Origin of the sequence: Polyangium spumosum (genome assembly GCF_009649845.1) — a bacterium.
GTDB classification, from domain to species: Bacteria; Myxococcota_A; Polyangia; order Polyangiales; family Polyangiaceae; genus Polyangium; species Polyangium spumosum.
In genome coordinates, this window is sequence record NZ_WJIE01000002.1 from 383949 (window position 1) to 396930 (window position 12982).

Annotated in this window: 10 protein-coding genes; all 10 read left to right on the plus strand. The window is 70.5% G+C overall.

Annotated elements, in window-relative coordinates:
- Positions 1–18 precede the first annotated feature (18 nt).
- Positions 19–990, plus strand: coding sequence for an ABC transporter ATP-binding protein (locus GF068_RS07565; RefSeq protein WP_153818651.1), 972 nt, complete (start codon positions 19–21; stop codon positions 988–990).
- Positions 987–1736, plus strand: coding sequence for an ABC transporter permease (locus GF068_RS07570; RefSeq protein ID WP_338046273.1), 750 nt, complete (start codon positions 987–989; stop codon positions 1734–1736). Before GF068_RS07565 ends, GF068_RS07570 begins: the two co-directional genes overlap by 4 nt.
- Positions 1733–3406, plus strand: coding sequence for a GldG family protein (locus GF068_RS07575; RefSeq protein WP_153818652.1), 1674 nt, complete (start codon positions 1733–1735; stop codon positions 3404–3406). Before GF068_RS07570 ends, GF068_RS07575 begins: the two co-directional genes overlap by 4 nt.
- Positions 3403–5667 carry a DUF4340 domain-containing protein gene (locus tag GF068_RS07580; RefSeq protein WP_153818653.1) on the plus strand — a complete coding sequence of 755 codons (2265 nt, stop codon included), beginning with the start codon at positions 3403–3405 and terminating at the stop codon, positions 5665–5667. Before GF068_RS07575 ends, GF068_RS07580 begins: the two co-directional genes overlap by 4 nt.
- A gap of 202 nt (positions 5668–5869) precedes the next feature.
- A complete protein-coding gene (locus tag GF068_RS07585; RefSeq protein ID WP_170319348.1) occupies positions 5870–6742 on the plus strand; it encodes a S8 family serine peptidase in 873 nt (290 codons plus the stop codon).
- Between the two features lie 184 nt (positions 6743–6926).
- Positions 6927–8261, plus strand: a complete 1335-nt coding sequence (locus GF068_RS07590) for a dihydroorotase (RefSeq protein WP_153818655.1) — start codon at positions 6927–6929, stop codon at positions 8259–8261.
- The gene (gene carA, locus GF068_RS07595) at positions 8258–9391 is read left to right on the plus strand and encodes a glutamine-hydrolyzing carbamoyl-phosphate synthase small subunit (protein WP_153818656.1); all 1134 of its coding nucleotides are present in this window, start codon (positions 8258–8260) and stop codon (positions 9389–9391) included. The genes GF068_RS07590 and carA overlap by 4 nt, the downstream gene beginning before the upstream one ends.
- Before the next feature lie 138 nt (positions 9392–9529).
- Positions 9530–10963, plus strand: coding sequence for a 30S ribosomal protein S12 methylthiotransferase RimO (gene rimO / locus GF068_RS07600; protein WP_153818657.1), 1434 nt, complete (start codon positions 9530–9532; stop codon positions 10961–10963).
- A 71-nt stretch (positions 10964–11034) separates the two neighbouring features.
- On the plus strand, positions 11035–11439 hold the full coding sequence (locus tag GF068_RS07605) for a hypothetical protein (RefSeq protein ID WP_240806727.1): 405 nt from the start codon (positions 11035–11037) through the stop codon (positions 11437–11439).
- Between the two features lie 42 nt (positions 11440–11481).
- Complete coding sequence (locus GF068_RS07610) at positions 11482–12957, plus strand: sigma-54-dependent transcriptional regulator (RefSeq protein ID WP_153818658.1); 1476 nt, start codon at positions 11482–11484, stop codon at positions 12955–12957.
- The last annotated feature ends 25 nt before the right edge of the window (positions 12958–12982 follow it).

The following is a 12982-nucleotide window of genomic DNA, read 5'->3' on the forward strand; positions in this document are numbered from 1 at the left end:
CGCTAAGGCGAACGCCCGATGATCGAGGTGGAGCGCCTCTCCAAGTCGTATGGCGCCTTTCGCGCCGTCTCGGATGTGTCGTTTCACGTCGAGCGGGGCGAGGTCGTGGGGTTCCTCGGGCCGAACGGCGCCGGGAAGAGCACCACGCTGCGCATGCTCGCGGGTTTCCTCGGGCCGAGCTCGGGGCGGATCCGCATCGGAGGGCACGACATCGGCGAGGAGCCGCTGCTCGCGCGGGAGAAGCTCGGGTACATGCCCGAGACGTCGCCGCTGTATCCGGAGATGCGGGTGCGGGAGTATCTCGCGTTCCGCGCCGAGCTGAAGCGCGTGCCGCGAGGCGCGCGGGCCAGAGCGGTCGAACGAGCGGCCGAGGAGGCGCGGGTCGACGACATGGCGGATGTGCTCGTCCGGCACCTGTCGAAGGGCTACCGGCAACGCGTCGGGCTCGCGGACGCGCTGCTCGGGGATCCGCCGGTGCTCATCCTCGACGAGCCCACGGCGGGGCTGGATCCGAACCAGATCCGCGAGGTGCGCGAGCTCGTGCGGCGGCGCGGCAAGGATCACGCGATCCTGATCTCGACGCACATCCTGTCGGAGGTCGAGGCGACGTGCTCGCGCGCGCTCGTGGTCGCGCGAGGCAAGCTCGTGGCGTCGGGGACCATCGAGGAGCTGCGCGAAATGCGGAGGGCCTCGGGCCTGCGGATCGTGGTGCGCGGAGAGGCGGCGCGCGCGCTCGGGATCGTCCGCGCGTTGCCGGAGGTCGCGGAGGCGACGGTGGATGCGGGGCGAACGCAGGCTCCCGAGACGGCGGAGCTGCTCGTCGAGTACCAGCGCGCCGAGGGCGGGGCCGAGGTCGCCGAGAGGGTCGTCGCGGCGCTCGTGGGCGCGGGGCTCGGGGTGCGGGAGGTCGTGCCGCGCGCGGCATCGCTCGAGCAGGTCTTCTCGGAGCTCACGCGAGGGGACGAGGAAGCGGCCGAGGTGCAGGCGTGAAGGGGTTCTGGCCGATCTTCAAGCGTGAGCTCTTCGCGCTCTTCGTCACGCCGCTCGCCTGGGTGGTGATCACGTCGTTCCTGCTCTTGCAGGGCCTGCACTTCTTCCTGATCGTCGTGAACTTCGCGGCGGCGCCGATGGAGTCGATCGGCGACAGCGGGCCGGTGCAGGCGTTCTTCGGCCAGACGATGCTCCTCTACGTGCCGCTCCTGCTCGTCTGCCCGCTGCTCACGATGCGGCTCTTCGCCGAGGAGCGGCGCAGCGGGACGATCGAGACGTTGCTCACGGCGCCCGTGGGCACGGTGGGCGTGGTGCTGGCGAAGTACGCGGCGGCGGTCGCGACGTACGTCGTCATGTGGGCGCCGACGGTGCTCTACATCGTGATCCTCGCGCGGACGGGCGACGTCGACTGGCGGGTCGTGGGGACGAGTTACCTGTCGGTCTTCGCGATCGGCGCGGGGTACCTGTCGATCGGGGTCATGACGAGCGCGCTCACGCAGAGCCAGCTCACGGCCGCGGTGCTCTCGGCGCTGGCGATCGCGGGGCTCTTTTTCTTCGGGTTCGCGGAGTTCATCGTGCCCGACGGGCCCGCGCACGATCTGGCGACACACGTATCCGTTTGGACACAAATGAACGACGCGTCGCGCGGGCTGCTCGACTCGCGGAGGCTCGTCTTCGACGCGACCGTCGTGCTCCTGCCGCTCTTCGTCACGGTGCGCGCCGTCGAGGCGTGGAGGTGGGGATGAGCGAGCCGAAGAAGCCCAGGAAGGGCAAGAAGGCGCGCAGGGACGAGGCCACGACCTCGGCAGGCGGGAAGGCCCCGGCCGTGAAGGCGCCCGCGCCGCGCGACGAAACGACGTCCGAAGCGCCCGCCGGCACGAGCGCGGGGACGAAGCTCGGCGCGCTCGTCGGGCTCGTGGCGGCGATGGTGCTGGCGGTGCTCGTGAACGTGGTCGCGGCGCGGCACTACGAGCGCTTCGATCTCACGAAGGGCGGGCTCTACACGTTGAGCCCCGCGACAGAGCAGACGCTCGCGGCGCTCGGCGAGCCCATCCGCGTCGACGTGCTCTTGCCCGCGGGTGATCCGCTCACGCTCTCGATCCGGCACCTGCTCGAGGCCTACCGCAGCGAGACGACGCGCCTCGAGGTGCACTTCACGGACCCCGATCGCCACGCGGCCGAGTTCCTCGCGGTGCAGCGCAAGTACGACGAGCGCGTCGTCGACGGTCGGGTGGTGACCGAGGCGGCGATCGTCATCACGCGCGGCGATCGTGTCCAGTTCATCGCGCCGCGGGATCTGGTGGAGGTCGAGGACGAGAACGACGTGCGGGCGCGGCCACGCCTCGAGCAGGCGCTCACCGCGGCGATCCGCGCCGTCGTGTCGACGGACAGGCCGAAGATCTGCTTCACGACGGGGCACGACGAGAAGTCGATCGAGACGGGCGGCAGCGGCCTCGCGCCGCTCCGGGAGCGGCTCGAGAAGAACGGGCACGAGGTCGCGACGATCGAGGCTCGTGAGAGCGCCGAGGACAAGGACGAGGCGCGCGCGCCGTACGCCGGTTGTCGCGTGGTCGTGGTCGCGGGGCCGGGTCAGCGCTTCTCCGAGGCGGCCACGAAGAAGCTCGAGGCCTTCGTCGAGCAGGGCGGCAACGTTCTCGTCGCGGCCGGGCCCGTGCCCGACCAGGGCGACCAGCGGTACCTCGATCTCGGCCTGGATCCGCTGCTCGATCGCTTCGGGATCGCGCTCTCGCGGGACTTCGTGTTCGAGACCGACGCGCGCCTGCGCGCCGTGCGTGGGTACGGCGAGACGTTCTTGCCGATCGCCAAGCCGCATCCCATCACCGAGGGGCTGATCCGCGCCGAACAGCAGGGCCTCGGCGCGGTCATGACGGTCGCGAGCTCGCTCCAGAAGACGGGCAAGGGCGCCGCCGCGGTGTCGCCTCTGCTCGAGACGAGCGAGGACGCGTTCGGCATGGTCGACTTCTTCACGTGGGCGAAGAACCCCTCGGAGCCCGCGCCGAACGACGCGGATCACAAGGGGCCGCTCACGGTCGCGTTCGCCGCCGAGTCGCCGAAGCGCCCGGGCGCCGAGCGTGGCGCGAGGGCCGTCGTCATCGGCTCGGCGAGCCCCATGATGGGCGAGAACTGGCAGAGCGACGAGCTGCGCGGCACGGCGATCTTCGTCGAGAGCGCGATCGCCTGGCTCGCCTCCGCCCCCGCGCCGCTCGACATCCCGAACAAGCCCGCCTTCACCGCGGGCCTGCGCATGAGCGAGGGCTCGCTCGCCTCGATCTTCCGCTACGTGGTGGTGTTCATCCCGCTCGCGGCCGTGCTCACCGGCATCGCCGTGCACCTCCGGCGCCGCGCGACGGAGCGGCGAGGGACACGCAAGGAGAAGGAGCGAGCGCCCGAATGAGCCTCGCGAAGACCACGAAAAAACACGCGACCACGATCGTCCTCTGCGCCCTGGCGATCGGGGCGGGCGCGTATGTGTTCGTCGTGGATCGGGGCTCGGTCACGACCGAGGAGGCCGAGCAACGTAAAAAAAACGTGCTGCTCGCCTGGAGGCCGGACGAGATCACGGAGCTCACGTTCGAGCAGGGTGGCTCGTCCGCGAAGCTCACGCGCACGCCGCCCGACGCGCTCGGGCAACGTTTTTGGGAGGTCACGATCGGGGGCGAGCGGTTCCCCGCGGAGGCGCAGATCGTCGATCAGCTCCTCGGCACGCTCGAGTTCGCCACGCACGAGCGGATCCTCGCGCCGGACAGCGTGGATCACGCGGCGCTCGGCCTCGACGCGCCCCGCGCGCGCATCGTCGTGGTCACGCCGGGACGCTCCTCCACGCTCGCGATCGGCGGCCCTGCGCCGACACCGGCCGGCGCCGCGGTCGTCGAGGTCCACGAGGGGGATCGCGCCTCGTTCCAGGTGATCACGAAGGAGCTCGTCACGGCGCTCGTGATCGATCCGAGCTCGCTCCGATCGAAGGATCTCCTCCCCTACCCGACGTCCGACGTCACGCGCTTCGAGATCGAAAACCCGAGCGGCAAGTACCACCTCGCGCGCGGGCCGAACGGTGACGCCCTGAAGCTCGACGGCCCCGCGAAGGAGGCTGGCCGGCGCGCCTCCCGCGCCGCGACGGACGAGCTCCTCGATACGCTCTCGCGCCTGCGGGCCGAGGCCTTCCTCTCGGACGAAGCCGCGCGCCGCGCCTCCACGCCCGCCGCGACGCTCACGCTGATCCCCAAGGACGAGGCCAAACCCAAGGGCACCCTCGTCCTCGGCGGTGCGTGCCCAGACAAACCCGACCTCGTCGTCGCGTTGCAGACGGCCCCCGCCCGCGCCGCGGCCTGCGTCTCGAAGGGCTTCCTCGACGCGCTCTCCAGGCCCGAGAGCGCGTTCGTGGATCACGCCGCGTTCTTCGCGACGATCGACGAGGTCCACGAGATCACCCTCACCGCCGGCGATCGCCGCATCGATCTCGCGCGCAAGGGCACGGGCTTCCACCAGCGCGCCCCCGAGGATCGCGAGATCGAGGGCGACACTGGCCGCGTCTTCCTCGAGTCGATCCTCGCCCTCCGCGCGAGCGATTTCCTCACGACCGGCGATCGCGCCTCGCTCGGCCTCGACCCGCCGCAGGGCAAGGTCCGCGTCGTCTCGGTGCTCCCGTCGCGGAGCCCGGACGGCGGCGACGACGATCGCGTCGAGGAGCTCCTCGTCGGCAAACCCCAGGGCGAGATCGTCCCCGTCCTCCGGAGCTACGACGGCGCCGTGCTCGCGCTCCCCGCCGATCGAGCTCGCGCGCTCTTCCCGAGCAAGATCACCCTGCGCAGCCCGACCGTGATCGACGCGCCGGAGACGAGCCTACGCGCCCTGCGGATCACCGAAGGCGACCGCGTTCAGCAGCTCGAGCGCACGGCCGAGGGGAGCTTCGCGCTCGAAGAACCTCGCGGGAAGAACCTCGCGGCCGATCTCGGCTTCGGCACCGAGCTCGCCACTGCGCTCTTGCCCTTGCGCGTCGAGCGTTTTGTCGCCGAGCGCGACGACGGATCGTTTGGCCTCGCGAGCCCGCGCCTCGTCATCGAGGCCGATCTCTCCGCAGGCGGCGACGCCGGCGCGCGTACCGTGCGCCTGCTCATCGGCGCCCCCACGACGGGCGGCTCCTTCGCGCGCCTCGACGGCGACGACGCCGTCTTCGTCATCGACCCCAAGATCGAGTCCGCCGCGGGGAAATGGTTGCTCGATCGATCGATCTTCACCTTCGACGTGGCGGAGATCGTCAAGGTCACCGTCACTCCTTCCGATCGACGCAAGCCGCCCCTCGTCCTCGAGCGCGCGGGGGACACGCTGCGCATCCAGGGCGACGCCGCGGCCACCACGAAGGCCGCCGCGATCCGCGACGCGCTCGCCGACCTCGTCCCCGAAGCCGCCGTCAGCGTCGGCCCGCCCCGCAAGGAAGAGGGCCTCGACCCGCCCGCCGTCGTGATCACCATCGAACGCAGGGGCCACGATCCCGATGCCCCCGCCACCGTCGACCCCGAGCGCACCCTGCGCATCTCCCTCGGCGCCGGCGACGCGTACCGCGGGACGAACGTCACCTACGCCCGCCGCGACGGCGTCGGCGCCACCTACGCCATCGCGCAAGCCAAGACGCGAATCTTCCTGGACGCAGCGCGCTAACGCGGCCGCTCGATCCTCCGAAGGACGGAATCCTCGGAGGTGCGTCGCAGCCGATGGGGATAGTCCGGAGCACTGTTCGGACGCCCTCCCCTGCCGCGACATGCAGGAAATCGCCTGGTCTTTGCGCGAGCCAGGATCCCGGCGAACAAGAAAGCGCAAGGGTGGACCCTCGCGAAGAAAAGAAGGTAGACTCCGTCAGCCCATGTCCACCGACCCGCGATCCAACCTGGCCGGCCTCGCCGCGCTTCAGGCTGAAACCCTCGGAAGCCCCGACGTCTGCGTCGCCGTCCTCGATGGCCCGGTCGATCTCGCGCACCCGGCCTTCCGCGGCGCGAACGTCACGGCCCTCGAGATGCCGGTGTCCAGCGACGAGGCGGCCGATCGCACGCACGGCACCCACGTCACGAGCCTCGTGTTCGGCCAGCCGGGCGGCCCCGCGAAGGGTATCGCTCCGAAGGCGAAGGGCATCGTCGTCCCCGTGCACAACTTCCGCCCGGAGACGAGCGCGCCCGCGGGCAACCCGCCGGATCTCGCGAAGGGCATCCGCGACGCGATCGCCGCCGGCGCGCACGTCGTCACCATGCACGGCGGCGCCCTCTCGCCCGACATGCTCGACGCGCTCGCCAAGGCGCTCGCCAAAGCGGCCGAGAAGAACGTGCTCGTCGTGGTCGCCGCCGAGGGTGACGGCAACGAGCACTTCCACGTGCCCACGGCCGCCTCCACCGTGCTCGCCGTCGCGGCCGAGGACGCCGAGGGCAAGCTGCTCGACTTCGGCATGTGGGGCCCGACCTACCGCGACAGCGGCATCGTCGCGCCGGGGGAAGGCCTCATTGGCGCGGCTCCGGGCGGTGGAACCGTCGCGCAGAGCGGCGCCACCTTCGCCGCCGCCATGGTCGCGGGCATCGCCGCGCTCCTGCTCAGCGTGCAGATCGCCCGCGGAAAGCAGGCAGATCCACGCGCCGTCCGCGCGGCCCTGCTCCAGAGCGCCCAGCCCCTCTCGATGGCCCAGAGCGAGCGCGGCAAGGGCGTCCTCCGCGGCCGCCTCGACGTCGCCGCCGCCCTGAAGCTCGTTTGAGCTCATAAGAATCGGCGTCACCGGCGAGGGTTCGGTCCTTCTCGAATTGTCTGCCGGGTTTTCCGGTTTCACCCGGACGAGCCGGCGCCGCCTTTTCGCGAACAGCGACGCGATCACGCAAGCCTCGTGGGCGGGCTCGCCGCTTTGCGAGCCCCCTCCGCGCAAAAATGCTAGAGGGCGGGCGATGCTCGGTCCCCAGAGAAAGGACGGCCTGCTCGTCATCGCCTCGGTGCGCGCCGTCGATCCAGGCGCGAACCTCGACGCGATCGTGGACGTCGTCATCGAAGGTGGAACCATCACGCGTATCGGCGCGGGCGCCGCGACGAAGGAGATCCTCGCCTCCGAGCGAGCGCGCGTGCTCTCCGGCGAAGGGCTCCTGCTCCTGCCGGCCTTCGTGGACCTGCACGCCCACCTGCGCGAGCCGGGCCAGGAGTACAAGGAAGACATCGCGTCCGGCCTCGCCGCCGCGGCCGCGGGCGGCTTCGCGCACGTCTGCGCCATGCCGAACACGCGCCCCGTCAACGACACGCGCAGCATCACCGAGGCCATGATCACCAAGGCGCGATCGATCGAGGGCCCCGCGCTGCACCCGATCGGCGCGATCACCCTCGGCCAGAAGGGCTCGGAGCTCGTCGAGATGGCCGACCTCAAGGACGCGGGCGCCGTCGCCGTCTCCGACGACGGCCGCTGCGTCACCTCGAGCGCCGTCATGCGCCGCGCCCTCGAGTACGCCGCGAACTTCGACCTGCCCGTCATCCAGCACGCCGAGGATCACGCCCTCACCGAGGGCGCGCTCATGCACGAAGGGGCCGTCTCCACGCGGCTCGGCCTGCGCGGCTGGCCCCGCGTCGCCGAGGACATCATCGTCGCCCGCGACGTGCTGCTCGCCGAGGTGACCGGCGCCAAGTACCACGTCGCCCACGTCTCCTCGCGTGGCGCCGTCCGCATCATCCGCGAGGCCAAGGCCCGCGGCATCCGCGTGACGGCCGAGGTCACGCCGCACCACCTCACGCTCACCGACGCCTCGGTGATCGGCTACGACACCGCCTGCCGCGTGAACCCGCCGCTGCGCGAGCCCGAGGACGTCGCCGCGCTCTGCGAGGCCCTCGCCGACGGCACGATCGACGCCGTGGCCACCGACCACGCGCCGCACGCCTCGCTGGAGAAGGACTGCGAGTTCGCCGAGGCCGCGCCCGGCATGATCGGCCTCGAGCTCGTGGTGCCGCTGCTGCTCGCCCGCGTGCGTGAGGGCGTGCTCCCGCTCGCGCGGCTCATCGACGCGCTCACCGCCGCGCCGGCCCGCATCGTGGGCCTCACGGCCCCGAGCTTGCGCGAGGGCGCCCTCGCCGAGCTTTGCCTCGTGAACCTTGAGAAACACTGGACCGTGGAGCCCGCGCGCCTTCGTTCGAAGAGCAAGAACACACCTTTCCTCGGCAAGCCCGTCACGGGCTCGGTCGAGCTCACCATGGCTGCGGGCCGCGTCGTGCACGACGTCCTGGCCCAGGGAGAGACACGATGAGCGGCGAGCGCGCCTATCTCTGCCTCGCGGACGGCACCACGTTCGAGGGCGTCGCCTGGGGCGCGCCCGGGATCGCCACGGGCGAGGTCGTGTTCACGACGGGCATGACCGGCTACCAGGAGGTCCTCACCGATCCCTCGTATTGCGGGCAGATCGTCACGATGACGGCCCCGCAGATCGGCAACACCGGCATCAACCGCGAGGACGACGAGAGCACCTCGGGCGCGCCACACGTCGCGGGCTTCATCGTGCGGGACCTCTCGCCCGTGGCCGCGAACTTCCGCGCGAACGAGACGCTCGACGCCTACCTCGCGCGCCACGGCGTCGTCGCCCTCGCGGGCATCGACACGCGCCTGCTCACGCGCACGATCCGCGATCGCGGCGCGCAAAACGGCGCGATCGGCAAGGCCTCGCCCGAGGAGCTCGTCCGCCGCGCCCGCGAGGCTCCCTCGATGGAGGGCCTCGACCTCGTCCAGCGCGTCACGCCCAAGGCGCCTTACGCCTGGACCGAGGGCTCGGGCGCCTTCGGCACCAAAGTCCCCGGCGTACACACGACGAACAAACACGTCGTCTGCATCGACCTCGGCATCAAGCGCAACATCCTGCGCTCGCTCGTCGACGTCGGCTGCCGCGTCACCGTCGTCCCTGCGCAGACGAGCGCCGCCGACATCCTCGACCTCGCGCCCGACGGCGTCTTCGTCTCGAACGGCCCCGGCGATCCTGCAGCCGTCTCGTACGCCATCGACACCGTGCGCGGGCTCGTGGGGAAAAAACCCCTCTTCGGGATCTGCCTCGGCCACCAGATCCTCGCGCTCGCCATGGGCGGCCGCACCTACAAGCTCAAGTTCGGCCACCGCGGCATCAACCAGCCGGTGAAGGACCTCGACACCGGCCGGATCGAGATCACCACGCAGAACCACGGTTTTGCGGTGGATCTCGCCTCCCTCGAGGGCAAGGCCCGCACGACGCACGTGCACCTCAACGACGGCACGAGCGAGGGCCTCGATCTCCCGGGCCTCTCGGCCTTCTCGGTGCAGTACCACCCCGAGGCCGCCGCCGGCCCCCACGACGCGCTTTACCTCTTCCAGCGCTTCGCCGATCGCATGGAGGAAGCCGCCCGCTCCGCTTGAGGGGCGCCTCGTGCTCCGAGCTCGCAGAAAGCGTCGGGCTCTCGGGGCGGGAGGAGGGAGGGTACAGACACCCCTCGGGCTCTCCGACGCTTTCTGCGGCTCTGCGGTGTAAGCTCCGACCGTTCAGGATTGTTCCCCATGTCCGGCAAGAAGATCCATTTCGTCTCCCTCGGTTGCCCCAAGAACCGCGTCGACTCCGAGGTCATGCTCGGCGTCGCGCGGCGCGCCGGCTACGACCACGTCCCGGCCCCCGAAGACGCCGAGGTGATCGTCGTCAACACCTGCGGCTTCATCGGCGAGGCCAAGAAGGAGTCGATCGACGCGATCTTCGAGATGGCGAAGCTCAAGGACGAGGGGCACCTCCAGAAGCTCGTCGTCGCCGGCTGCCTCTCGCAGCGCCACCCCGCCGAGATCGCCGACGAGATGCCCGAGGTCGACCACATCCTCGGCTCGAGCGACATGCTCAAGCTCGAGCAGGTCCTCACGGGCAAGGCCGATCGTATGCTCGTCGGCAACCCCGCCGACTGGGTCGTCAGGGCCTCCGATCCGCGCACGATCTCCACGCCCGGCGGCAGCGCCTACGTGAAGATCGCCGAGGGCTGCAACCGCACCTGCTCCTTCTGCGTCATCCCGCAGCTCCGGGGCGGCCAGCGATCTCGCCCCGTCGAGGACGTCGTCGCCGAGGTCGAGCAGCTCGTCGCCGCCGGCGTGCGCGAGGTGAACCTCGTCTCGCAAGACACCATCGCCTACGGCCGCGATCTCCCCGCCGACACGCGCCCTGCGCTCGCCGAGCTCGTGCGTCGCGTCGCGGACGTCCCGGGCCTGCACTGGGCGCGCCTCTTCTACCTCTACCCCGAGACGATCACCGACGAGCTCGTCGAGCTCATCGCCCATCACCCGCGCGTCGTCCCGTACGTCGACATGCCGCTCCAGCACGCGGCCGACGGCATGCTCCGCCGCATGCGCCGCGGCCACGGCGGCGAGCGCCTCCGCAAGCTCGTCACGCGCCTGCGCAAGGACATCCCCGATCTCACCTTCCGGACCGCCTTCATCGTTGGCCACCCCGGCGAGACCGACGAGGAGTTCAAGGACCTCGTCGACTTCGTCACCTGGGCCGAGTTCGATCGGGTCGGCGTCTTCCGCTACTCGGACGAGGAGAACTCCCGCAGCGCCGAGATGGAGGGCAAGGTGCCCGCGCGTGTCGCGTCGAGCCGTTACCGCAAGCTCATGTCGTTGCAGCGGCGCATCGCGCACAAGAAAAACGCCACGCTCATCGGCCGCGAGCTCGAGGTCCTCGTCGAGGGCACGAGCGACGAGCACGAGTTCGTCCAGATGGGCCGCCATCGCGGCCAGGCGCCCGACATCGACGGACAGGTCTACCTCTCGGGCGGCGAGGCGCGACCCGGCGAGATCCGCCGCGTGCGCGTCACGCAGGCGAGCGACTACGATCTCGTCGGCGAGCTCATCGACGAAGGCGAAGCCGACCACGCGCCCACCCTCACCGTCGACCTCCCGAAGAAACGTATCAGCCTGCGCGTGCTGCAAACCGACGGGCGCACGATGGCAACGTAGTTGCCGCGCTCCTCTGCAAGCGAGCTCGCCGTGCCTCGTTTTTCCCGGGATCCCTCGACGCCCTTCGGGGCATGCGTCGTGCAGCGGGCGCGGGCTTGATGGGTCGACGCTCCTTGCTCCGGATCTTCGCGGCCGTCCTCGTGGCGCTCCCGGGCTGCTTGAGCCCGACCCTGCCCCTCCCTCCGCCCGAGGTCCCCGACTCGATCGGGCCCCAGGCGACGAACCCGCGCATGTGGACCATCTCCGGCCCGTGCCTCGAGGGCGCGCTCGTCGTGGTCTTCAACGAGCGCACGGGAGAAGGCGCGGTCGTCGAGGATCGCGACCGTGATGGGCGGTACGAGGCCGAGATCGAGGCCGATCCTTGTGACCTCGCCTGGGTCTCGCAGGCACTCGGCGAAGACGAGAGCGCGCGCACCACCTTCGTCGTCCAGGAGCGTACCCCGTCCGGCCCGGTCGATCCTTTGGCCTGCAAATGAAGATGTTCCTCGCTCGGCGGGCGGCGTGATAATTTCAGCAGGATGGCCTCCGTCCCGCTCAGCGTTCCGCCCACCCCGACGAAGGTGCTCGTCATCGATGATGAACCTGCGCTCCGGCAGGTCCTGGAGATCGCTTTTCGGCGTCATGGGATCGAGGTCGTGGCCGCGCCGGGCGTGCGCGCCGCGATCGAGGCCCTGCAGCAGAACCCCCAGCCCTTCCCGCTCGTGATCACCGACCTCGTGATGCCGGACGGATCGGGCATCGAGGTCCTCACGGCGGCGAAGCAGCGCTCGGCGGCGACGGAGGTCATCGTCATGACCGCGCACTCGAGCGTGGAGAACGCGCTCGACGCGATGAAGAAGGGCGCTTACGACTTCGTCGGCAAGCCCTTCTCGCCGGCCGAGGTCATCGCGCTCTCGCAGAAGGCCCTCGAGAAGAGCAGCATCCTCCTCGAGAACCAGCGCCTCCGCGCCCAGATCTCGCGCCTCGAGCCCGCCGAGAACGACATCTTCGCGAGCCCGGCGATGGCGCGTGTCGCCGAGATCGTCGGAAAGATCGCGCCCACGCGCACGACGGTCCTCATCACGGGCGAGAGCGGCACGGGCAAGGAGCGCGTCGCCCGCGCCCTGCATGAGCGGAGTGACCGCGCGGGGAAGCCGTTCTTGGTCGTCAATTGTGGCGCCTTGCCGGAGGCGCTCATGGAGAGCGAGCTCTTTGGCCACGAGAAGGGCGCCTTTACTGGCGCGGGGGCGCGATCGCTCGGTCTCTTTCGGGAGGCCGACGGCGGGACGATCCTGCTCGACGAGGTCGGCGAGCTGCCCGCCTCGCTCCAAGTGAAGCTCTTGCGCGTGCTGCAGGAGCGCAAGGTGCGGCCCGTGGGCGCGGCGGCCGAGATCCCGGTCGACGTGCGTGTCCTCGCCGCGACGAACCGCGACGTCGAGACCGATGTCCGCGAGAACAAATTCCGGCAGGATCTTTATTATCGCCTCAACGTCATTCGTATCGAGCTGCCGCCCCTGCGGGATCGTCCGGGCGACGTGCCGCGGCTCTCCGAGCGATTCGTGCGCAGGTTCGCGAGCGAGCTCGGCAAGGACGTCAGGGGATTGACGACCGACGCATTACGCGCGCTCGACGCATACAAATTCCCGGGCAACGTGCGCGAGCTCGAGAACATGATGGAGCGCGCGGTGGCGCTCGCGTCGGGGCCGGCGATAGGTCTCGGGGATTTGCCCTCGCAGGTGAGCGGCCTCTCGGCGAGCCCTGCGCCTTTCCTTTCGGAGCTCCCGCCCGAGGGGTGCGTGCTCGACGACGTGCTCGGCGAGGTCGAGCGGCGCCTCATCCTGCAGGCCCTCGAGCGGAGCGGCGGCGTGCGCAAAGCGGCGGCCCGATTGCTCGGCGTCACGTTTCGATCCTTGCGTTACCGCCTCGCCAAGCACGGGCTCGACACGGGCGCGGCCGACGATGACGACGATGGGGAGGGCGCGATCTCGCCTGCCCAGGCGCCGGCGGGGGGGTGACGAGAATCGTCACCACGCGAGGCGC